Annotated in this window: 20 protein-coding genes; 7 read left to right on the top strand and 13 right to left on the bottom strand. The window is 62.0% G+C overall.

Going from position 1 to position 21,279, the window contains the following annotated elements; translation table 11 throughout:
• Positions 1 to 534: 534 nt before the first annotated feature.
• The 6 genes from A5724_RS08955 to A5724_RS08925 form a co-directional block, all read right to left on the bottom strand.
• A complete protein-coding gene (locus A5724_RS08955; RefSeq protein WP_067799491.1) occupies positions 535 to 891 on the bottom strand; it encodes a nuclear transport factor 2 family protein in 357 nt (118 codons plus the stop codon).
• 58 nt (positions 892 to 949) lie between these two features.
• Positions 950 to 1,771 (bottom strand): mycofactocin-coupled SDR family oxidoreductase, encoded by an 822-nt coding sequence (locus A5724_RS08950; RefSeq protein ID WP_067799489.1) that lies wholly within the window; start codon positions 1,769 to 1,771, stop codon positions 950 to 952.
• Between the two features lie 1,007 nt (positions 1,772 to 2,778).
• A complete protein-coding gene (locus A5724_RS08940) occupies positions 2,779 to 3,159 on the bottom strand; it encodes a hypothetical protein (protein ID WP_156752202.1) in 381 nt (126 codons plus the stop codon).
• A 176-nt stretch (positions 3,160 to 3,335) separates the two neighbouring features.
• A complete protein-coding gene (locus A5724_RS08935; protein WP_067799479.1) occupies positions 3,336 to 3,902 on the bottom strand; it encodes an NAD(P)H-dependent oxidoreductase in 567 nt (188 codons plus the stop codon).
• Between the two features lie 566 nt (positions 3,903 to 4,468).
• A complete protein-coding gene (locus A5724_RS08930; protein WP_067799477.1) occupies positions 4,469 to 5,260 on the bottom strand; it encodes a bifunctional 2-polyprenyl-6-hydroxyphenol methylase/3-demethylubiquinol 3-O-methyltransferase UbiG in 792 nt (263 codons plus the stop codon).
• A 452-nt stretch (positions 5,261 to 5,712) separates the two neighbouring features.
• Positions 5,713 to 6,366: a cysteine hydrolase gene (locus A5724_RS08925; RefSeq protein ID WP_067799475.1), complete on the bottom strand. Its 654-nt coding sequence runs from the start codon at positions 6,364 to 6,366 to the stop codon at positions 5,713 to 5,715.
• Positions 6,367 to 6,775: 409 nt separating this feature from the next.
• Between A5724_RS08925 and A5724_RS33655 the strand changes: the two genes are divergently transcribed.
• Positions 6,776 to 7,012, top strand: a complete 237-nt coding sequence (locus tag A5724_RS33655) for a hypothetical protein (protein WP_156752201.1) — start codon at positions 6,776 to 6,778, stop codon at positions 7,010 to 7,012.
• A 665-nt stretch (positions 7,013 to 7,677) separates the two neighbouring features.
• On the top strand, positions 7,678 to 8,796 hold the full coding sequence (locus A5724_RS08915; RefSeq protein WP_067799471.1) for an LLM class flavin-dependent oxidoreductase: 1,119 nt from the start codon (positions 7,678 to 7,680) through the stop codon (positions 8,794 to 8,796).
• A 57-nt stretch (positions 8,797 to 8,853) separates the two neighbouring features.
• On the opposite strand, the gene A5724_RS08910 is transcribed toward A5724_RS08915, so the two are convergent.
• Together A5724_RS08910 and A5724_RS08905 are read right to left on the bottom strand one after the other, a co-directional pair.
• Positions 8,854 to 9,795: an oxidoreductase gene (locus tag A5724_RS08910; protein ID WP_197518596.1), complete on the bottom strand. Its 942-nt coding sequence runs from the start codon at positions 9,793 to 9,795 to the stop codon at positions 8,854 to 8,856.
• Positions 9,796 to 10,145: 350 nt separating this feature from the next.
• The gene (locus A5724_RS08905; protein ID WP_067799467.1) at positions 10,146 to 11,087 is read right to left on the bottom strand and encodes a LysR family transcriptional regulator; all 942 of its coding nucleotides are present in this window, start codon (positions 11,085 to 11,087) and stop codon (positions 10,146 to 10,148) included.
• Between the two features lie 1,026 nt (positions 11,088 to 12,113).
• On the opposite strand from A5724_RS08905, the gene A5724_RS08900 reads away from it, so the two are divergent.
• The 3 genes from A5724_RS08900 to A5724_RS08890 all read left to right on the top strand — a co-directional run bounded on the left by A5724_RS08900 (position 12,114) and on the right by A5724_RS08890 (position 16,711).
• A complete protein-coding gene (locus A5724_RS08900; RefSeq protein ID WP_082964925.1) occupies positions 12,114 to 12,992 on the top strand; it encodes a helix-turn-helix transcriptional regulator in 879 nt (292 codons plus the stop codon).
• A 454-nt stretch (positions 12,993 to 13,446) separates the two neighbouring features.
• Positions 13,447 to 14,193, top strand: coding sequence for a sigma-70 family RNA polymerase sigma factor (locus tag A5724_RS08895; protein WP_304528350.1), 747 nt, complete (start codon positions 13,447 to 13,449; stop codon positions 14,191 to 14,193).
• Positions 14,194 to 15,115: 922 nt separating this feature from the next.
• The gene (locus A5724_RS08890) at positions 15,116 to 16,711 is read left to right on the top strand and encodes a PAS domain-containing protein (RefSeq protein WP_082964924.1); all 1,596 of its coding nucleotides are present in this window, start codon (positions 15,116 to 15,118) and stop codon (positions 16,709 to 16,711) included.
• Positions 16,712 to 16,849: 138 nt separating this feature from the next.
• On the opposite strand, the gene A5724_RS08885 is transcribed toward A5724_RS08890, so the two are convergent.
• The 4 genes from A5724_RS08885 to A5724_RS34910 all read right to left on the bottom strand — a co-directional run bounded on the left by A5724_RS08885 (position 16,850) and on the right by A5724_RS34910 (position 19,365).
• Positions 16,850 to 17,314, bottom strand: coding sequence for a GreA/GreB family elongation factor (locus A5724_RS08885; RefSeq protein WP_067799461.1), 465 nt, complete (start codon positions 17,312 to 17,314; stop codon positions 16,850 to 16,852).
• A gap of 108 nt (positions 17,315 to 17,422) precedes the next feature.
• The gene (locus A5724_RS08880) at positions 17,423 to 18,688 is read right to left on the bottom strand and encodes an FAD-binding oxidoreductase (RefSeq protein ID WP_067799459.1); all 1,266 of its coding nucleotides are present in this window, start codon (positions 18,686 to 18,688) and stop codon (positions 17,423 to 17,425) included.
• A 38-nt stretch (positions 18,689 to 18,726) separates the two neighbouring features.
• Positions 18,727 to 19,128 carry an SPW repeat protein gene (locus tag A5724_RS08875; protein WP_156752199.1) on the bottom strand — a complete coding sequence of 134 codons (402 nt, stop codon included), beginning with the start codon at positions 19,126 to 19,128 and terminating at the stop codon, positions 18,727 to 18,729.
• Positions 19,129 to 19,242: 114 nt separating this feature from the next.
• Positions 19,243 to 19,365 carry a hypothetical protein gene (locus A5724_RS34910; RefSeq protein WP_255397219.1) on the bottom strand — a complete coding sequence of 41 codons (123 nt, stop codon included), beginning with the start codon at positions 19,363 to 19,365 and terminating at the stop codon, positions 19,243 to 19,245.
• Positions 19,366 to 19,431: 66 nt separating this feature from the next.
• On the opposite strand from A5724_RS34910, the gene A5724_RS08870 reads away from it, so the two are divergent.
• Both A5724_RS08870 and A5724_RS08865 read left to right on the top strand, forming a co-directional pair.
• Positions 19,432 to 19,761 carry a metalloregulator ArsR/SmtB family transcription factor gene (locus A5724_RS08870; protein WP_067799450.1) on the top strand — a complete coding sequence of 110 codons (330 nt, stop codon included), beginning with the start codon at positions 19,432 to 19,434 and terminating at the stop codon, positions 19,759 to 19,761.
• Between the two features lie 12 nt (positions 19,762 to 19,773).
• Positions 19,774 to 20,574 carry a GntR family transcriptional regulator gene (locus A5724_RS08865; protein ID WP_067799449.1) on the top strand — a complete coding sequence of 267 codons (801 nt, stop codon included), beginning with the start codon at positions 19,774 to 19,776 and terminating at the stop codon, positions 20,572 to 20,574.
• On the opposite strand, the gene A5724_RS08860 is transcribed toward A5724_RS08865, so the two are convergent.
• Positions 20,525 to 21,265, bottom strand: coding sequence for an HAD family phosphatase (locus tag A5724_RS08860; protein WP_067799447.1), 741 nt, complete (start codon positions 21,263 to 21,265; stop codon positions 20,525 to 20,527). The two genes, A5724_RS08865 and A5724_RS08860, sit on opposite strands and share 50 nt — an antisense overlap.
• Positions 21,266 to 21,279 lie beyond the last annotated feature (14 nt).

Raw genomic sequence — 21,279 nt, 5'->3', positions numbered from 1 at the left:
CTCCGACGCCATGGGTGCCGTATTCGGCTGGGCCCGTCCGGAGGTCTGAAGCGGCACCGTGCGAATTGCAAGGCGGTCAACCGCCGATCGAGTGCCCGCGGAAGTGTCAGGACACCCGCACTGCGACAACCGGTTTCTAAGCCCGACATGTATAGGCCGATGCCTAGAGACACGTGGTATCCGGATACCTATGTCAATCAACGCTTTTCGCTTGAAAAGCAGAGTGTTACGCGATGCCGTAGTCGTTCGCTGCAGCGGCGATAGTCTTTTGGTGTCTTGGACGACGACCCAAACCGGTGAAATGCCGGTTCGTTACGCCTGATTCCCATTCAATCCCCCGTTCGTTACCTGCGGTTCCGTTCTCGGGATTTGACGACGTCAGCGCGACGACCTATTGTCATGCGGGACGCTGGACGATCACGCAGGCCCCGAAACACGCTCATGCACTGGGTGAGACGCAACCCGCGGCGTGAGCAAGTAAGGAGCGAAGCCAAACAGGCCGGTGGACCGTACGTTTGTGCGCCGATGACTGGGCTACGACCCGAACACCGGAGTCAGGTCGGCGAAAATCCGGTAGTCCCTGATCAAGCCATTCGCTGCGGCGCTCCAGATAGACACCGCAGGGACGGTCACCTCTCTGCCATCGTGGCGCGTGTAGGTTACCGCTGTCTCAGCGATGGTGTCATGCTCAGCGAACCATTGGTTGATGATGCGATGACGCAGGCCGGCGATAGTCGTGAAGAATATAGCGCTGCCTGTCGCGATGGCGTCGCGGCCGACCATCGGCTCGCCGTTGCCAAATGTCAGGGTAGCGTCCTGCGCAAATAGCTCGGCGAAGTACGAGGGATCCATGCTGTCGATTCGCGTGAAGATCGATTCTGTATCGGCCATCTCAGCTCTCCATTTGTCTGTTCAGGGCTGCGTTGTCGTATTCGACTACGAGGAGACCCTAGCGAGCGGTGAATCCTGCATCGATCGGAAGAGTCACGCCTGTAACGTATTTAGCGCGATCGCTCACAAGCCAAACAACCGCGTCGCTGATATCTGCGGGCTGGACGAGCTGAACGGGAAGCAAATTCACCAAAGCGCATGCGACTTCCGGGTTGTTCGCGAGGTAGGTGCTGACCGCTTCATTCATGATCATCGGTGTTTCAACCCCCGTCGGATGCACGGTATTAACTCTGATGTTGTCCTTAGCTAGCCAGTGCGCGAACGTTCGCATCAGGCCCACGACACCATGCTTCGCCGCGACGTAGCCGGCGTTCGCAGCAGTACCGTCCCCACCAGTGCCTTTGAGCCCCTGGCTAGAGCTGATCAGCACGACCGCTCCGCCGTCGCCCGCGCTGCGCATGCTAGGTACGGCGGCCACGACGGTATTCCATACCCCAAAAAGGTTGACATCAACGACATTTCGGAACACCGTATCGGCATTTGGCTCTGTGGTGCCGATCGCTGAGATCCCTGCATTAGCTACGATGATGCTAATAGGGCCGAGGAAGTCTGTTCCTTCCGACACGACACGCTGCAACGCCCCTACATCACGGACATCGGCTGCTCGGACAACTATCTTGCGGCCAAGCGATTCGACCGCTTTGGCTGTCCGCTCTAGATCGTCCACGGTGCCCATCTGATACGGCACGGATTCGATTTGCCCACAAAGATCGATCGCGATGATATCCGCGCCTTCCTCAGCGAGTCGGATGGCATGACTACGCCCCATTCCTCGCGCCGCGCCGGTGACGAACGCAACCTTGTTGTCGAGCAGCCCCATTTGGAATTCCTTTCGAAACTGAGGGTGGGCGTCTACAGACTGTGACCAGCCATCAAGCATCAGCGTGATGCCTCGACTTCGCTACGAATATGCTGCGGTTGCCCTCGCCCGCATCAGACGCGATGTCAGGGTGGATAGCGTCTGCCTGTTGCTCGACAGCAGGTCTAATGACGCAGTATTTGGCTGGTCTATGGAGATGAAAACTCTGATACCACGACAGTGTTGACGTAACGGCGAACGCCAACACCCCGACGCCGAACATGAAGGGGAGATCCCCGACAAGCGCGACCCATATGAATGTCGGTGTCGCGCCCGCCGCAAGCGTGCAGCCGATAACGGCGGCCACATGCTGGTTTTCGCGGTCTCGGCGCAAGAGCGCCAGGACTTGGTTTCGTAGCATGATGTCACAACTTCTTTAGGTCGGAGTCGTTCAGCAATCTGTGCCGAGACTGACGAGGAGCGTGGTCAGTCGATGCACCGCGATGTTGTTTGAACTGAGGGAAGCTATTGTCGACCGGAGCGATTCGCCTCAACCGCTCAAGTGTGGGGCCGATCGCAATCTCAGCCTCGAGGCGCGTCAGCCGTGGTCCGAAGCAGTGATGGACACCCGTGTGAATCCAAGGTGAGTTTGAGATTTTGTTTCCCGTCAGGCTGATTCGGGTTTGGCGTGCAGGCGAGGGTCAGGCTTGATCCAAGGCACCGACGAGTACAAAGTTGGCCGTGAAATCTCGACTTCACCGAATTGCACAGTCTGAGTTCCGAATCGCGACGTGCGGTATTCAGCGGGCGTTCAAAACGCAAGATCTTCGCCACCGCTGCCGACGACAATGATGAATCGCCAGACAGCCGCGCTCACAGGGCTTTCCGACGCAACCTAAAAATCTCTTCACCACCGATGCAACTTCGTCAGGGTATCCCGCGTAACCATTGAGACTCATGACTTCATACTGCGGCAGCCGACGGGGGCTATCCAGGACGCATGTTTCCTGGCTGTTCGACAGCCAGGATCAGCTATCGGCTAGGGGCCTAAGACTGCCTTCGGAGGGGGATCCAGGTTCAGCCCAGTAAGCGACGAACCGATGGCCGGTCTTCGGCACCCCGAGAGCTTCCTGGGTGACACCGTGGCGTGCCCAAAGCTGTCGAAACTGCGGGCTTCGCTCCGTCAACTCGTCGATCAGGGCAGTTAACGCCGGGTCGGGATGTTGGCCGAGCAAGGCACGGATGAACGAAACCGTCCACGCAGTGAGCTTCTCCCAGTTGCGGTAAAAGCTTCGCATCTGTGGGTCGAAAAACAACGCGCGCACGACGTCGTCCCCGACTCCAAGATGCGGATACAAAGCCATTGCAAGCTTATTCGTACTCACCACGGTCAGACCGGGATCAAACACGTGCGCGCCCGCCCAACGAGATCCAATGGCCCTGCCTGGCCTGCAATTTCAACTCATTCAAGTCGACGAGGACGATTGCTGATTCATGAACAGCCTGGCCGGAGGGTGGAACGGCCGAACCGTCGGCTCGATGTCGCAATGGCGGCTCAACAAAGAAGCTGTGACGTCGAATTCCCTCAGCAGTTTGGCTTTCGAGACCTGGCCGCCGCGGCAAGAGCGGACAGGAGCACGGGCATTTTGGCGATTATTTCTTCGTCAGATACAGGTGGGCTGTCAGCGAACCGGGTCGCCGGACGAGGCACAGTCAAGGCTACATTGTCGAGTACCGTCGCACCGGCGATGCGGGCCGCCTTGCGGGCGTCGTCGTGAGCCCATGCCCCGCCGTAACGCCCGCCGGAGGTTCCGATCACGACAACCGGCTTTTGGTAGATGGCTCCCCGAGGCTGGGGGCGCGAGGTCCAGTCGATGGCGTTTTTGAGCGCGGGGGGCAGGCTCCCGTTGTATTCAGGCGTCACTAACAGCAGCGCGTCGGCTGACCGCACCGCGCCGCGCAGTGTGTCGGCCGACGACGGTACGGTTCCGGGCTGGTCGATGTCTTCGTTGTAGAAAGGCACATCACCCAGGCCTTCGAAGATCTCGACCTCGATATCCTTTGGTGCCAGCTTGACACCTGCCTCGGCGAGCTGACGATTGTACGAGGCCACCCGCAGACTGCCCACGATCGCAAGGATTCGCGTACACATTGTGCATCCTTTCATTTGTCACTCAAGAGCCGGCAGCCCGCTGGCACGCGGTCCATCCGCCGGTTGTTTGCCAGACCTGGTTGAGGTCGTCGGAAGGGAATCCGCCGCAGTGCGCGATTGTTTGACCGCGGCCCAGCTTGTGCGAGCGCGCGCGCACGGCGTAATGCGCGCATCTTTACGGATCGGATTCTGCTGCGGTGACAGATCATTGCGCTCCGACACATTGATAGTGTCCATAGAATTTCTCATGAATTCCGATGCGCCAGTGCCCCAGTCACATCGCCAAGTGCACAGTACGGTCCTGCGTGCTGATCGCCGGGCGCATTTGTGACGCGTAACGACGATACGCACCCCATGCACCGGCTGAAGAGCGGCTTGCGCCCGGCAGAGTCATACACCGACTCCGCATCACGCTTCATGTGCCGGCGGTGCAACGACATCATTGTCTGGATGAAGGCCGTGCCGCGGCGCGCCGACATAAGTGATCGGCTTGCGCGTTCACCCCTAAGCAGTGAGTCATGGCATTCCCTCATCCATATCTAATCGATTTCTCGGTCGGCCAAGCATTACCGGCGACCGATACCTGCCATCATTAGGGGCGTGTTGATTCGTAAGTGCCTGTCGCGCAGGCACGTATCAACCGTCTTGGCCTCGGCTTCGGATAGAGCGTCGATATCGATGAGCTGTTGCCGCAGGCTCTCGATTGTGAGCTTGAAGAAGTCGAAACCCTGGCACGAAACGTCGATGACGTGGGCGCGCCCCTGACCACGGACGTCTGCCAAACCCGCTTCGTTGAGGGCGGTCAACAGATGGCGGCCGTAACTGGTGTCGAGGCCGCCTGCCTGCTCCGCATAGTCGAGGACCGCCGTGCTCATTGCATCTAACGCCGGAACAACGGGCACCCAGCTGAAATAGCTCCAGTCGAGAGCTTCGATGACGATTAAACCTCCGGGTCTTAACGTCGCTGCTAGTCGACCTAGGATCTGCTGGCGATTGCAAAGGTGCTCAAGGACGAGACGCGTGTGTATGAGGTCGAACTCGCCCGGAGGGAGCGCGTCGGTACGGATGTCGAGGCAGCGAATATCCACGTTCTCTGACCCCAAATGTTCGATGAACCGCGTATCAATGTCGACGGCCGTCACCGCCGCTCCCCGTCCCGCCATCCATTTGACCAATGAACCACCGCCCGCCCCAACCTCCAGGCAGCGCCATTCAGAGCCCAACCCGAGTTCGGCTAACAGAGATTGGCTGCCGGGATCCCACAGTGCTTCAATGCCCTTGAGGCGAGCGCGTTCCCGTTCGGCATCGGCACCGAACAAGTCGGCGCTTAACAAATAGTCGTGGTTCTTCTGCCCCATTCGTCTGATCCTCCGGTGGCGAATTGGATATATCCAGGCCGCGCCATTCCTGGCCGCGGGGCACCCAGGTTTGTTGCTGCCGGCGGATGCAGGGGCCCCAGTGCGGCTCAGCTCACTAGTCGAAGCACATGGCGGATAAGCTCGACGGGCCGTAGAAGGCGGCCTCTCCTCGTTGCGGCCCATCTGCACGAAGGATGCGAAACGGTCGGCAGGGCGGCACTTTCACATCTTCAAGGCGGTGTGAACGGCGGCAGTGGGCTTGAATAGCATCCGCATGGAGTCCGGCTCGGTGACGAAGTTAGAGGCGCACAGTGGTGCACGGAATGTCTCGGCGAGCCGTAGCTAGTCCTAGTCTGCAGCGCCGTTGACAATATGCGGAAAGCCTGACCGGGCAAGCTGCTTGGCTACGCAGCAATATGTCCCCGACCCGAATGTGAGATGATGATCGTCGTTCATCCGGAGGCCATGGCCGCGACCGTCTCAGCCGTCGACGGAACTGCATGTGCGAGGAATGTGTAATTGACCAGGGCGGCCCGGTAGCCGTCTCCGCGGGTCGGATGCCGGGGGCCAGCAGTCGCATCACGCACCACGGCCACCTCGAACCCTTGTTCAAGCAAGTCCCGCAAGTGCGACTCGACACAGATGTTCGCGAGCATGCCGCAGAGAACCACCTTGGTGATCCGCCGCTTGCGCAGTTGCAAGACCAAGTCGTTGGTCTGCGGTCCCCAGACTTTGTGAGGGCTGGCCACGACGGTCGCTGAGTCCTCGATGAACGGCTTCAACTGCTCGAGCCAATCAGCACCAGAACCGGCGAAGCCCTCAAGGCTCAACGGGCCAACGCGTGCGAATGTACTGGTGCGAAGTTCGTCTGCCTCCAGCGGCCCATTGAATAACCAACGGCGGTCGGTCGGGTAGAAGTAGTGCGGAGAGATAAACACGGCATAGCCGCTCGCCGCGGCGGCTGTGAAGATTTGGACGAGGTTCTCTACTGTCTTGTTCTCGGTCACGCTTTCGCGCACCACATCCCAGTTTCGGCCCGCAGGGGATAGGACATCGTTCTGAGGGTCGATGACAACGATTGCGGTGTCGGCGGGCTGGTATTTCATAGTATGGCTCCCAGGGGTGATGGGCTTCCGGTTAGGACGAACCATGGAGGCGTTTATGAGGCTTCCTTTGTTGTACTGCCGATGGACTAGGTACAGACTGAGGTGTTGCGCCGGTTGGATAAAGATCCGATGTCGGATCGCTGTGATCGTCGCAACCGATTAATCCCAGGTCGTTCACTCTTCTCTGGAGCTGGGTTGCTAGTGATGCTGCAGGAGACTCTGCCGATGATGTGTCTTCTCCTGGGAGCAACTGGATTTCGCTCCGCGGTTGCGCTGGCCGCCTTGCTGCCGCCGCCGCTAACCTGGCTGTCCTGATGCCAGGATATATGCGTCCTGGATACTTGCAATTTGACACCGCAGCATTCGGGGTATGTGTCTCAGCCCATTAGCCATCCAAGAGCTTGCTCAGATGGCGAACCTGCCCCAGCTTGGCAGGGCATTCGTTCAAGACCCCCACGTCCTGCATCGGCGGCTTCTTATTCACCACTGCCTTGGAGCACCGTTGGCGCGCCTTGAGGGCGAGATCGTGATGGGCCGGCTGCTTAACCGGTTCGAACGAATCGCATCGGACAAGGCTCGGCATCGTGCGGTATCGATGCAGCGCGCCAATGGCGGACTGGATACACCTGCCGTTCGGCTCTCGTGACATGAAGACAAGAACAAGCGAAGTAATCTGCGACGCAATACGAATGCTAGGACTCATCGTACCCCTCGCAGCACCGGCCCTAATGTGGATCACCCTCGCCGCCGGCCTACGTCTCGGACTGGCGACCGTACAGTTATGCTTCATGGTTCTGATATCAAACAGGTTGGCACACATCACTGTTCGCATCTGTGAGCTAATCGAATCGAGGGTCCAACACCCGCCTACCGATCCCAGACGCAAGTAGGGGAACAAAATGACTAGCGTTGATCGCATCGAACGACCCAGCTTCGGTGTGTCCAAATGGGCCTAACATCAATGGGCCTGTCATTACTGCGCGATACAACACGTGCCCTGCATGAGGTGACCTTCGTAGTTTCCGGTTTGTGCTGCCATTCTTATAGTTTCCCGTACGTGTTGTCCCATCAGTGTTTCGGCACGAGGCGGCAGTGCGTGTGGTGAAGTCACGATATGTGGACGTCCAATTCGCCTTTGCTGTCGTCGATTTCAGCGTTCCTGGAGCCAGCGGCGGTCTCGCCTCGTGGCTTAGAACCAGTTGACACGGGCGACGTTTGCGCACATGACGAACTCCATACATACGTACCCGTTACTTCGAGAAGTCCTTCGGCAGAAAATTCGTCAGTCGACCCTACGAGGAGTGGAAAGTTGTGCTGAAAATCGCTTGCGAGGTGCCCTGGCAGAACCGCCGCTTCACCGTCCCGCTGGAGCGCGTGAAGCACTGCGAGCAACTCGGATTCGATGCGGTCTTCACCGCCGAAGGCGCGGGTTCGGATGCGTTGACGCCGCTGGCGTACATCGCTGCCCACACGTCGAAGATCAGGCTCGGCACACACGTTGCAACCAGTACTGCGCGCCCTGCGACTGTCCTTGCACAAGGCCTCACAACGATCGATGCGATGGCGGGCGGCGGTCGCGTGATAGCTGGTGTAGGCAACGGGTTTCCGAGTATCGCCGAGGGCTGGCACGGGCGGCCATGGGGCAGACCGGTACGCCGGATGCGTGACTACGTCGGCGTTCTGCGGCAGGCTTTTGCGGGCCAAGGCGCACATGACAACGCTGGCAACGTGATCGAAAGTACCGAGCTCTACTGGGAGCAGTCGCGTGCTCGGCTCGCTAACCCCGTGCGCTGCCAGAGCTCGGAGATCAGTATCCCGTACAGCGGTGGGGGTGCGTTCGGCGTGGAGCCCTGGTCGATGTCGGTCGAATCCGGCTTCGAGCCAGAGATACATCTCGCCGCGGTCGGCCCCCAGATGCTCGAGCTGACCGCGGAAATCGCCGACGGGTGGTTTCCGTGGGGCTTTGCCCCAGGGATGATGCCGACCTTTAAGCCGCTGCTCGACAGCGGCTTCGCGCGCCGCACGGACGGAAAGATGCGCGAGGACTTTGACGTCTGGGCGATCGTCGACTTCGTAGTCTCGGACGATGTAGCGGGCGGTATGGATCTCTTCCGGCCCTACGTAGTGGAGTGGTCGCAGAACATGCGGATGCAGACCGAGGCGCTTGGATTCATCGGCCTATGCGACCGGCTCGCCGAACTTGTCTCAGCGGGACGCCGCGAAGAGGCGCTCGCCGCCGTCCCCGACGACTACGTCGACACGGCGTTCCTGATCGGCCCTCCCACGCGGATCGCCAAGCGTCTGCAATTGTGGATGGACTCCGGCGTTACCGGCCTCATTTTCCGCTACGGCCCACAGGTTCGAGTTGGCACCCAGGAGATCGTCGAGGCCATGGACGTCTGGGAGACGATCGCTAAGGCGACACGTTAGGTTGCAGAGAACTGTCAAGCAAACCTCAACGCGACCTTCAGCATGGGTGACGCGCGGTCATATCGGGTAGACCACGCCGGTAAGGCGCGACGACACACTCCACAGCCACTGTTGCGCTTCTGCACAGTGTGAGCGACCGCTTGATTGGATACTGGCCGTGTTTCCTCGAAGACCCGCGAACCCGTCGGGGCCGTAGTATTCGCCGCCCCGCACGGCCGGATCGGTCGCTGCCCGTAGCGTCGGCCGCGCGCCGAAAACAGCGCCTTTCGGAAACAGATACGGCCCGAGGGCCGCGGATGCGGTCGACACTAATGGGATGAAGCGACCAAGGTCCGTATTACCTGCGGCCCCTGGGTGGGCGGCCACAGCGATTGTCGGCGATTGCGCAGCAGCCAACCTGCGGTTGAGCTCGTACGTGAACATCAGGTTGGCAAGTTTTGACTGTCCGTACGCACTGAACCTGTTGTAACGGGTGAACTGCCATTTCGGGTCATCGAAGTGCATTGGTGCGAGATAGGTGTGGCTTTTGCTGCTCACTGTGACCACTCGGGAACCATGTACCGAAATCAGGTGAGCCAACAGCAGACCGGTGAGTGCGAAATGGCCAAGATGATTGGTGCCGAACTGGAGTTCATAGCCGTCCGCAGTAGTCATGTACGGGGTCCAACAAACACCCGCATTATTGATCAGCAGATGAATTTGCGGATACAACTTCTTCAGTTCTTCGGCCGCTGCCCGCACCGAGTTTAGGTCGGCCAGATCAACTCTCTGCACCCTGAGATCAGCGCGGGGATTATTCTCAGATATCCTGCGTACCGCTAACCGTCCCTTGTCAACGTCACGCACTGCTAGGACTACATGCGCACTCCGGCCGGCTAGGGCTTTCGCGGTTTCATAGCCGAGTCCGGTGTTGCTGCCAGTCACGACAGCGATGCGCCCGCTTTGATCTGGTATGGCTGCGTCAGTCCATCTTTGGGCGTCAACATGGTGACGTTTCAACGCATTGAACACAGGCACCTCCCGGGAAGCTCAGTTTGTCGAACGCTTGACGCCACTCGGCCCACACGCGCGTTGATCATCGCGCTCCCGCCTATCCCGGATTTCAGTCTTCATTTCCCAGCGTGGCGTCAGTGTCGGCGTTTCCGATAGGCCGCGATACTCCTGTCATTGCCGCACCTACCCACACACCGACGAGTAATGATCTCCGCTGCCACAGCAGTCGAAAGTCCACTGCGACCTGTGCCGCGTCGTTTTCACCACAGGGGACTCCCGCGATGACGCTTTATGTCAGAGAAGACCGACTGGGCGCGCACCACGCCCTTGAATCCGTTGCAGCTTTGAAGTCGTTTTCAGCGGGTACGTGGTTCGTGGTGCTGTGACAGGTCAGAATGGGCGACCCAGTCCTTGGGCACATCGGCGGTAAGCGCGAAGTGCACAAAACGGCCTACAGCAGCGGTCGAGGCTCGGTCAGGATTCCACTGCAACATATATGGCACCAGCTGAGTCGGCACCACAGGCCGGACGGAGGCCGTCATCTCGGCACTCGCAATAGATGCCGTTGTAAGGACCCAATCAACCTCAGGCTGCGCGGTCCAATGACATGCCGATAGATCGGAATCTACGAGTTCGACAGTGGGTGGCGACACCCCGGCGACATCCAGGGCTTGCCTTTCGGCTAATGCCCACGCCGGGAATAGTGCGTCACTGTGAACGCCGAGCGTCTCACCCTCTAAGTCCTTCAGAGCTACCGCATCGCGGATAGCAAGGCGATGAGTGAGCCTTAATCCGACCAGCAGAAGCTCTCCGCAGAACACTTCTCCAACGATCCCCGGGGGATTCGCCACCAGACCACAGGTGATCGCGACATCGACAGTGCCCTCAACGACAGCACGCTTGAGGTCGGTCAACCACATCCGCTGGACGACGAGGTCGACTTCGGGCGCCTCGGCATGGAGGGCCGCAGCGAGGTGAGGTGCGAGAACTCCCTGGACCGGAGGCGTGCAACCCACGTGCACGGTACCAGCGTCGCCCCGGGCCAATCGATGAACCGCGGCGGCAGCAGACTCGACCTCGTCAAGAACGACTTTGGCACGGTTGAGCAACTCGGCGCCTGCGGGGGTAAGGGCGACCCGGCGCGTGTTGCGCGTTAGCAGTGGCGTGTCCAACTCGCGCTCTAAACGCCGGATCAAATCGCTCAGCGTCGGCTGCCCGATGTATAGCTTCTGGGCAGCACGACCGAAGTGCAACTCAGTAGCCACCACAACGAAGGCCTCAAGCTGTCGCAGCTCCACCAGCAAATTTTACCCACGCTCTGGGGTGAATGGCGCGGATTAATCGGCGGCAACGATCACAGCGATCCGACATTGGTCCTTTTTCTGGTTGACGGAGCAGCGCATTCTGGACCCGGTCCATTGACAGCGCGAGGGACGAAGCCGCATAACCGCCCGCGTCGTTCCTTCTCCCGACCGGAAGCCCATCGGCCCCTCAGGAGCGGATACCGTGAGATATGAACCCGCTGATACGGCATCGGAGCGAGTCCACCAAAAGCTCAGTGCAGAAGCGTATTTCGCGACCGGGATTGCGCCAATCGGAGTCCACTACGGCGAGATGTGCATCGAGGACACCGCTGCCATGAATGGCTACGCCAGCAGTTCGGCGCCCCCAGCGCTGTTCTCGCCACCACAGCAAACCGCCAATGCCAGTGGGCTCGCAGGCCAGGCCGTCGCGTCGCGCACACAACCGGCAACCGCCACCAATACCGGTACCGTCTCACTGACTGGTCAGCACACGGTCTCTGTGGTGCCCCAGGCACTACAAGTTCTCGCCTCGCCGGCGTCACCAACCGTCTTGACGTCTAATGCCGCAGGACTGCTGCATGGTGTCTTCCGGTCATCCGCCATGTCGTATTCGAGCCTCTTGGGCTCCGATACTGCGGCTACCAGGACCGCCAGCCTGGGCTCAACCTCAGCGCATGTTCAGCCGGTTGGCCCGGGGCGGAAACAACCGGTATCGCCGACAACGGCTGGGAACTCGACTCGATGCGAGGATCTCCGAGCGGCTCAGAGACCACTGTTGAGTCAGTTGAAACAAACCGGAGCAATGCAGGGCTGGCGGGACGAGGCGGCGTTGGCGGGGCCGCAGGAATGCGTGGTTCGTCATCAGCCTCCGACGTGGCCGTTGCCAAGATGGCCAGAGGGAGTCGTCGGCGACGCCGCTTTCACAGGCCGATCCGGAACCGGCATGACTGTGACGTCGTGTTCGACAGACACCGTGCCCTTCACTCATCGCAACCCATCACCGCAAGGGGGCCTATTGCCATGACCGAAACCTCGCGAATAATCACTTCGGTGGACTCTTCGCAATCGTCCAATGGACAAGGGTCCGAGGAACATTCGCTAGGCGAAATCACGCTCGCCCAGTTCTTGCGTGCTCGCCGGAACCTGGTCCAACCTGCCGATGTCGGTCTGCCTGCGGGGGGTCGCCGCAGGGTTGCCGGGTTGCGTAGAGAAGAAGTGGCAGTGCTGGCCGGTATCAGCACCGACTACTACTTGCGCCTTGAGCAGGGGCGAGAAGACAATCCGTCGGATCAGGTGATTGACGCCATCGGCCGGGCGTTGCGACTCGATGACGACGCAGTGAGGTACATGCGAAACCTGATGCGTTATCCGTCGAATGCGGATCGTATTGCACGGTTGCAACAGCCGCATCCTGCGATCGATGCCCTACTTGATGGCTGGTCGACGGCGGCCGCGCATGTGTTTGATCCCGGTCTGACCGTGGTGAGTACGAATAAACTTGCGGCGGCTCTGTATCCGCATCTCGGAGTCGGGGACAACGTCGTGCGCGCGTTGTTTTTCGACCCACAGATGCGAAGCTTTTATCGCAACTGGGAGAAGCTCACTGCGTGGACGGTTTCGTTCATCCGTGCCTTACTCGGCCAACATTCCGATCCGGCGTTAACTGCCCTGATCGACGAGTTGGCGGAGCGAAGCCCGCAGTTTCGACTGCTTTGGGCGCGCCACGGTGTCACTCAGGAAGCTCTCGGAGTGATGCTGATCAATCACCCGCAAGTAGGACCCCTCGACCTCAATTACCAGCAGATGCTGTTGCCGAAGACCGGCCATTGGTTCGTCGCTTACTGGGCTGAACCTGGATCCGCCTCCGAAGCCGGTCTCAGGCGCCTAGCCGATAGCTGATCCTGGCCGTCGAACAGCCAGGAAACATGCGTCCTGGATAGTCCCCGACGGCTGCCGCAGTATCAAGTCATGAGTCTCAACGACTTCGGGCCCGTGAAGCCGAATCAATCCGCTCGTCCGGTGGTGGCAGCCTCCCGTTATTTCGATCTGGATGACGGCGGCTCTGGCCCTAATGGGCGCGCCAGGCGTACCGGTGATACGGGAGGACCAACCGGTTTTCCGCGACCGAAACGGACTGGCCGCAGCGACGACATATCGGTCTGTCGTCGACACCAAGCCCAATCCTGCAGTGTCCTTCAACGCGGTGGGATCCGACCGGGGGATCCATCGATGCCCTACACCAACGTGGAAGAGACTCGGGGCAGAAACCGCGACCGGGCGAAAGATCTAAACCAGCGCCGACGTCTGCTGGCTAAGTCGAGTCGTCGTGACGATTGGTCTGGCCGCCACCGCGGTGGCGGTGGCCTTGGGAGACGTTTTCCACCCGCTCCGGCACGGGGTTCCAGCACCGACGATCACGCAGCCATGGAGAAGGGCCCCGGGAAAGTCACGGGAGATACAGGCCTACAACGAGATTCAGGAGAGCTGCATGCACAATGGCACCGCATTACCGGAATTCGAGCCCGGCGGCGATAAAGAGCTGGCCGCACGCTTCACCCGTGACGCCATCCCGTTGCTCGACGGCTTATACCCACGGGCCGTGCGAATGACCCATAGCCGCGCTGATGCCGAAGACTTGCTCCAGGAGACCGCGCTCAAGGCCTTCGCCGGGTTTCACGGAGTTCGCGACGGAAGCAACCTTGGCGGCTGGCTGCACCAGATTCTGCGCAACACTCACATCAGCGCTCACCGCAAACAACAGCGGCGACCAACGCAGTGGCTGACCGACGACTTCACGGACGCCCAGGTGCTCGCAGAGGCCCGGCACTCGTCAACCGGGCTGCACTCCGCCGAGGATCAGGTACTGAACCTCATGGCAGACAACGATGTTTCGGAAGCGATGACCCAGCTGCCTGAAAAGCTGCGCATCGCAGTCTATTACGCTGACGTCGAGGGCCGTCGGTTTCGCGAGATCGCGGCGCTGACCAATGCCCCGATCGGAACCGTGATGTCGCGGGTGCGTCGGGGGCGGCACCGGCTGTACACCCTCCTGGCCGAAGTGGCCAGGGACCAGGGATACGACCTGAACGACTTCGCATGATCACCTAGCGCATACCAGAAGGCACCGACCGTCGGCTCGCCAAGGCCAGAGTGGTGTCCGGCCATCGTGTCGGGGTCGTGTATGCGGTTACGGATTTCCGGAAAAGTCTGGCCCATAACTCTATTGGGGATACATTCCACGAGGCTGTGTCCGATTCTGTCAGCAGTCATTTGAAGACTCCGAATCGCGTGGACGGGAAGTAGACACAATCCGCTGGATTCGTCAGCGCGGCCAGGGGCGAGAGCGCTCGCACATTCGCGGCAGCTCCCTATCTGTCTAACGCCGAGTCTCCCAGAATGATTGCGGCTAGCTGAACCGGTCCCGCGGGATCAGGCCATTGGTCGGCCCCGGTAAGCCCGATCGGATCGTTGAATAGGTGGCAAGATCATTGCCAGGGCTGGAATGGCCACGCATCCGGATCAGCAGATCGCAAATACTGTCCTGCATGGGCAGTCGCAGGCGAGATGGTCGCCAGTCTTAGCCTGCGAGGACTGCCCTGATCGTTGCAGGCCTGTGACCGTGCTCCACGTGTGTGGTTGGAATTGCTTGTGCTGTAACACAACTCGCGATACGCCGCAGTGATTCTCCGGGCCGCTTGTCGCGTCGAAGATTCGCTGGAGGACCGAGGGCGGTAGCCGCGATGGGCGGCGCAGGCGAATGCCTTGCAATTGCAAACCGCCAGTACCTCATGGGCGTCCGTTATGAGGTGGGTCGGTCTTTCACTGGTTGAATATCGGCGGACGCATTCCCGAATGGGCAGGTCCTTGCGCCGATGGGCAAGAACGTGCCCTCAAACGAAGCCGAAAGCTCCACGCACAATGACGACTTCGATGTTCGATCGTGCGGTCATAGTCGTTGAGAATCGCTGGGCACCCGCTTTGACACCCTTTGTGACCTGTGCCATGCCCGTTGTTTCGGGATCATGGAGACGATCAACGTACCGAGATACGCGCTTGAAGGCGCAATCTCGACGGTCTGCGGAGTTGTTCGTTCAGGTGAATGGATTCCAGGCCACTTCAGCGTTAACCAAGATGTGGGTGAGTCGCAACGCCCCGACGTTCATTCGCCGGAGGCCAGTTCGCCCTGGTTGGTTAGCCTGTTCGAGCTTTCGCCAGATCTGTTGTGCCTTGGTATCGATGGCTACTTCAGATTGGTGAATCCGGCATTCGAGCGAACCTTGGGCCACAGGATGGAAGATTTTCTCGCGCGCCCGATGCTCGATTTCGTCCACCCCGACGACGTGGAGCGTACACGTGCTGCGTTCGTGGTGCTTGCGGGCGGTGATGAATTGCGCCAGTTCGAGAATCGCTGCATCTGTCGGGACGGTTCCGTTCGTTGGCTGCAGTGGAACTGCCGCCCTGAGGCCGACGGAAACGGTCTCATCGCCGCCGCGGCCCGCGACATCACGGACAGTGTGCGACGAGTGGAGCAGGCCGCGTTGCGCAAGGTCGCGACCGTCGTGGCGCATGGTGCCGCCCCGGGCGAGGTATTCATCACCGTTGCGGCCGAGATTGCGGACTTGCTAGGCGCTGACTTGACACTGATAGGCCGCTACGAACTCGACACATCATTCACCTACCTGGCTGCTGGCGGAAGCGTGCAGGCGCCGTCGCTGCTGAAGGATCGGCTGAAGTTGGGAGGCGAGAACCTGGCGACGAAGATCAGGGATAGCGGCAGGCCGGAGTGGATGAGCTACGCCAACGCGAGCGGGCCGATCGCGGGGTTCGCCCACCGACACGGGCTGCGAAGCGCAGTGGGGACGCCGATCCTCGTGGACGGCCGGCTCTGGGGTGCGATGTTCGCCTGTTGGACACAACACCGTGAAATCCCAACGGAGACGATGGAACGGCTGTCCCAGATCACCGAGTTGGTCGCCGCAGCTATCGTGAACGCTCAGACGCGCGATGCCCTGATCGAATCCCGGGCGCGCGTCGTCGCTGCAGGAGATGCGAGTAGGCGTCGGATCGAGCGCGACCTTCACGACGGTGCACAGCAACGGCTGGTGGCCCTGGCCCTCAAGATGCGCTCGCACGAAGCCGAGGTCCCACCAGAGCTCACAGACTTGTTCCGCGATGTGGCGTCCGGGCTCGAAGACGTCCTCAACGAGATTCGTGAACTATCCCGCGGTCTCCACCCCGTCGCGCTGTCACGAGCGGGCCTGGCGTCGGCGTTGCGGACGCTCGGAGACCGCGCTCCGCTCCCCGTGGACGTCGCCGTGCAGATTGCCGAGCGTCCTGCGGAGCAAATAGAGATCGCCGTCTATTACGTGGTCGCTGAAGCGTTGACCAACGTCGCCAAACACGCTCAGGCTGCGCGCGCCGCCGTCGAGGTGGTCGAGGCCGATGGAGTCATTCGCGCCGCGGTATCAGACGATGGCATCGGCGGAGCCGATTTGTCCCGAGGCTCAGGACTTCTCGGCCTCCGCGATCGCGTCGAGGCGCTGAACGGGACCATGACGGTGACCAGCTCGGCATCGGGTACGATGCTGGTCGTCGAACTTCCGACGGCCGGCGACTGATCGCGGTGGAACCGATGATGGGCGAGAGCACCTATTCGCCGTGCTTCGCCAATCCTGAACCAAGGCTTAAGGATCGGACCGGGTAGGCACCGCTCCTCCGTCCGATCCCCACCGCTGCAGAGCGGTCATCTCGGAACGTCAGCTCACGTCGGCGCTGTGAATGCCGTACGGCACGGCGCGCAGCAACGTGACCGTGAGGGAGACGCCGCTGGGCAACGTATACGAACACCGCTGACCGACCCGGGCGCCCGCGATCGCCGCGCCGAGCGGCGACTGCACGGAGTACACCTCCATATCGCCGTACTCGGCGCCGCGCACCCCCAGCAGGAACGTCTCGGTATCGGCGGTGTCGTCGTAGCGGATGGTGACGACCATGCCGGGCTCGGCGATCCCGTCGTCCGGTGGGTCCTCGCCGACGACGGCGTTGAGCAACAGATCGTGGATCTGTTGGATGCGGGACTGCCAACTGCGCTTCACCGCGGCGGCGTTCTCGTCGGCGTCGTCGCCGACGGACCCTGCCGATAACTGCCGCAGGGTCGCCAGCTCCCGATGCAGGCGTTCGTAAGCCTGCGGTGAAATCCAAACTCGTTGTGTAGCGGTCACTAGCTGATTCCTTTCCGAAGTCAGGGTTGTCGCCAGGGGCGGGCCATACCGTCAGCTCCGCCCCTGACGACTCGCGAGCCCCCGCGGTGGGGGCCAGGTTCGACGTGCTCAGCGGCCGACCCGGCGCAGCGGGTCGAACTCGCGCAAGCTCTCGGGTTGTTTACCGGTGGAAATCTGTTCTGCGAGCAGGCGTCCGGTCACCGGGCCGTGCGCCAGCCCCCACATGCCGTGTCCGCCTGCGACGTAAACCCCGCGCGACACCTCACCGATCAGCGGCCTGCCGTCGGGGGTGACCGGCCGCGGACCCACCCAGATGTCGCTGCGCTCGTCCCACCGCACGCCGTCTAACAACGGGCCGGCCGAGGCGACGATCGCGCCCACCCGCTCGGGAATCACCGGCACGGTGGGGTCGCGGAACTCCATGGTGCCCGCCACCCGCAGCGCACCGTGGTACGGCGTGCACGCCACCCGGACGTCCGGCAGGTAGATCGGGCCGAGGACGGGACGGTCGACGGGCACGGTGAACGAATAGCCGCGACCGGCCTGCACAGGCACCCGGACCCTGCCGCCGGCCAACCTGGGCAACCAGGCACCAGTGGCGATCACCGCGGCGTCGGCGGTCAACGGCATGCCGCTGCGCGGATACGCCGCGACGCCGTTGCCCGAACTGAACACCCGGTCGACTTCAAGCGTTCGCATCGCCGCCCCACGCTTCACGACCGCGCGGCCAAGAGCGTGCACGAACCGGCCGGGGTCGACGAATCGTTGCCCGTTGATGCTCAACCCCGCAGTGATCGCCCGCGACGCAAGCGGCACCTGGTCGCGCAGCGCCGCACCAGACAGGGCCGTGACATCGATTGTCTGGCCTGCCTTCTCGAGCTGACGAAGCTCTCTCAGCATGTGGTCGGCTTCGTCGGTCGTGCGGAACAACGCGGTGATCGGGGCATCGGTCACCGGCGCGTCGACGCCGTTGGCGACGAGGACGTCGAACGCTTCCACACAGTCCTCGTTGAGTGGGACACCTGCCCTCACCGCCCGATGCCACGACGACCGCCTGCAGTTCATGGCGAACTGCATCAAGAAGACCCCGAGTGACGCATCGGCGGTGAGCGGGATGTGCAGCGGGGACGACGGATCGCACAGCGCGCGCAGTCCGTAACGCAGCACCGCGGGCGAGTTCAACGGAATCGTCAAGGCCGGCGAAACCCATCCGGCGTTGCCCCACGACGCGCCCGCCGCCACTCCGCTGCGGTCGACGACCGTCACATGGATCCCGCGCTCCTGCAGGAACCACGCCGTCGACAACCCGACGATGCCCGCGCCGATCACCAGTGCCGATCTCGGTCCGCCGTCGATGCGCTCGGCGCCACCCATCACAAACCTTCCTTGTTGAACTTCATCGACATCCCGACCTACCAGCGAGCCAAGCGAAACCGCGCGTCGTACCGCGACGCCGCATCGTTGGGTGCGGTCTCCGTCAGGTCGATGGGCTCGCGTCGTAGGTAACCGATCACGCCGAGCGCGGTGATCAACGCGCCGACCACCCAGGCCGTGGTGGCCACGTCGGTTGTGACGAATCCACCGACCCATGGCGAGAGGAACAACGCGGATCCGGTGACCGCGAGCGTCAAGAAGTCGTAGGTCGGATCGACCGCGAGCAGCGACCAGAGCGCGACCACGGCTGCCAGTCCGCCAAGACCGATCAGTACTGCTGCCCCTGTCGTCGGGCCCGGCATCGCAAGTCCGCGAAGAACACCGACAAGGCCGACTGCCAGTGCCGCCCGCCCGATCCACGACTTGCCTCGATCCACCACAGAAAACTCCCTTCGCACATGCTCTTGATTCCATGGTGGGGAGAGCCGGATTGGTGGGCTTGCCTGCGGGGGACAACGACGGCCGCGCGTTTTGTTCGGTTCCGACAACGACCGTCAGTCGGGGTCGACGGCCGCCCACCGCACCGCCTCCTTCACGGTGCGGGCGCCGACACCCAGCAGCACCTCGTCGAGGACGGCGTGATTCTCGGTGCGTTCAAGGCGGTCCAAGGTGACCACAAGCGTCGAGCCCAGCCCCCTGAGTAGTTGCGCCGTCTGATCCGGTCGAGGGATTAGCCTTGACGAATGACGCACTCCGGTGATCAGACGACGGTGCGGCGGGCATCGACGGCCCTCGCCGACGTCGACACCCCCGGTTGGGCGCAACGGTTCGACCTGCTCTCCGACCCGAACCGGCTGGAGATACTGCTGGTCCTGCACCGCGCTCCCGGCATCTGCGTCGGCGACCTCGCGGCGGTGCTCGGCCGGTCGGAGAACGCCGTGTCCCAGGCGTTGCGGGTGCTGAGACAGCAGGGGTGGGTGTCCTCGACGCGAGTCGGCCGGCTGGTCAGCTACCGGCTCGAGGACGAAATCGTGCACGACCTGTTGCACCGGATCGGCGCCCGGCACGGCTGAGGGCCTTCGGTTATGCGCGTGTTGACGATGGCGGATCCGCTGCTCGCGGATCGCCCCGACTTGGCCGATTCCGGGGAGCCCGCCCATACCCGGATCGGCGGCTGGCTCGAGAAGCTGATCGTGTCGCGCCGGTTGGCGCCCGGCGACAAACTGCCCTCCGAGGTGGAGATCGCCAACGCGCTCGGCGTCAGCCGGATGACGTTGCGCCAGGCGCTCAGTGCCATCGAAGCCAAGGGGCTCATCGACCGTAGGCGTGGCCGGTTCGGCGGAAACTTCGTCGCCGCACCGAGATTCGAGTTCGACCATGCCAGCCTGCCCGGCTTCACCGAGCAGATGCGCCGGATCCACGTCCAGGCGGGCGCCCGGGTGCTGCGCGCGACGACCCGTCGCCCCACCACCGACGTCCGGCAGGCACTCGGCCTCGCGCGCGGCGCACAGGTGCACGAGATCCTGCGCGCCCGACTGGCCAACGGTGAGCCGATCGTGCTGGAGGAGGCATATCTACCCGCCGCCGTTTTCCCCGGCCTGTTGTCCGCTGACCTCACCGGCTCGCTGTATGCGGCGATGCGTGACTACGGCGCATCCCCGTATTCGGCCGAGGAGGAACTCGAAGCCACACAGGCCAACGACCAGCAGGCCGAGATTCTTCGCGTCGCAGCGGGCAGCCCGTTGTTGTTGATCACCAGAACGTCGTTCACCGACGACGGTGTCGCGGTCGAATTCTCCCGCGACTACCACCGCTCCGACCGGGCCCGCATCCGCATCAAGTCGCGGGTGGAACCGGGTTCGCCTGCCCGCGACGCCAGCGGCTGAGCGGCGCCTCGACCAGTGCGGGGGACAGCGCGGTGACGATGGCGGGCGCCGCGGCGGTCAACTCGGGTCGGGGATCGGCTGCGCACACCGCGATGCAGTGCATGCCCGCCGCGACCGCCGCCCGAACGCCGGGCACCGAGTCCTCGAACACCAGCACATCGCCGGGGCTGCGGCCGAGTTCGGCCGCCGCGGACAGGAAGCCCTCCGGATGGGGTTTGCCGTTGGCGACGTCTTCCTCCGCGATCAGGAAGCTGATCCACTCGCCGGTGGGGCTGCCCTCGAGCACCGCCTCGACATCGTCGCGCTGCGCCCCAGTGACGATGCCAACGGGTATGTCGTTGTCCACCAACAGTTTCACCAGAGCGGCCGCGGCCGATCCGATCGGGTTGTGGTCGGCCACCTTCTGCTTGTACACGCCCTGCCGCAGCCGCAGCAGTTCGGTGACCTCGGCCTCGGTGCCGCTTCCGTGCAGCGCCACCGCGTGCTCGATGATCTCCCTGTCGCTGCGCCCGAGCAGGTCGCGGCGGTACTCCTGCGCCGTCATCACCCAGCCGAGGCGGGCCCGAAACAGCTCGCGGAAGATGTCGAACAGGATGTGCTCGTCGTCGGAGAGCGTGCCGTTGAAGTCGAACACCACCGCGGGCCGGTCACTGCGCAACCACGTGTCGATGACTTCAGAGGCCGACGGCATGGCAATAGTCTAGA

The sequence above is a fragment of the Mycobacterium sp. ACS1612 genome (assembly GCF_001667505.1).
In the GTDB taxonomy this organism is placed as follows: domain Bacteria; phylum Actinomycetota; class Actinomycetes; order Mycobacteriales; family Mycobacteriaceae; genus Mycobacterium.
Note: the sequence above shows the minus strand (reverse complement) of the source record. Positions and strands in the feature narration are given on the sequence as shown.

Bases quoted from the DNA above. Each gene is read 5' to 3' on its own strand.
- A5724_RS08890 (WP_082964924.1), top strand. From the start codon at position 15,116: ATGGAGACGATCAACGTACCGAGATACGCGCTTGAAGGCGCAATCTCG.
- A5724_RS08900 (WP_082964925.1), top strand. From the start codon at position 12,114: ATGACCGAAACCTCGCGAATAATCACTTCGGTGGACTCTTCGCAATCG.
- A5724_RS08925 (WP_067799475.1), bottom strand. From the start codon at position 6,366: ATGAAATACCAGCCCGCCGACACCGCAATCGTTGTCATCGACCCTCAG.
- A5724_RS08930 (WP_067799477.1), bottom strand. From the start codon at position 5,260: ATGGGGCAGAAGAACCACGACTATTTGTTAAGCGCCGACTTGTTCGGT.
- A5724_RS08955 (WP_067799491.1), bottom strand. From the start codon at position 891: ATGGCCGATACAGAATCGATCTTCACGCGAATCGACAGCATGGATCCC.
- A5724_RS33655 (WP_156752201.1), top strand. From the start codon at position 6,776: ATGGCGAACCTGCCCCAGCTTGGCAGGGCATTCGTTCAAGACCCCCAC.
- A5724_RS08880 (WP_067799459.1), bottom strand. From the start codon at position 18,688: ATGGGTGGCGCCGAGCGCATCGACGGCGGACCGAGATCGGCACTGGTG.
- A5724_RS08860 (WP_067799447.1), bottom strand. From the start codon at position 21,265: ATGCCGTCGGCCTCTGAAGTCATCGACACGTGGTTGCGCAGTGACCGG.
- A5724_RS08865 (WP_067799449.1), top strand. From the start codon at position 19,774: ATGCGCGTGTTGACGATGGCGGATCCGCTGCTCGCGGATCGCCCCGAC.
- A5724_RS08950 (WP_067799489.1), bottom strand. From the start codon at position 1,771: ATGGGGCTGCTCGACAACAAGGTTGCGTTCGTCACCGGCGCGGCGCGA.
- A5724_RS08870 (WP_067799450.1), top strand. From the start codon at position 19,432: ATGACGCACTCCGGTGATCAGACGACGGTGCGGCGGGCATCGACGGCC.
- A5724_RS08935 (WP_067799479.1), bottom strand. From the start codon at position 3,902: ATGTGTACGCGAATCCTTGCGATCGTGGGCAGTCTGCGGGTGGCCTCG.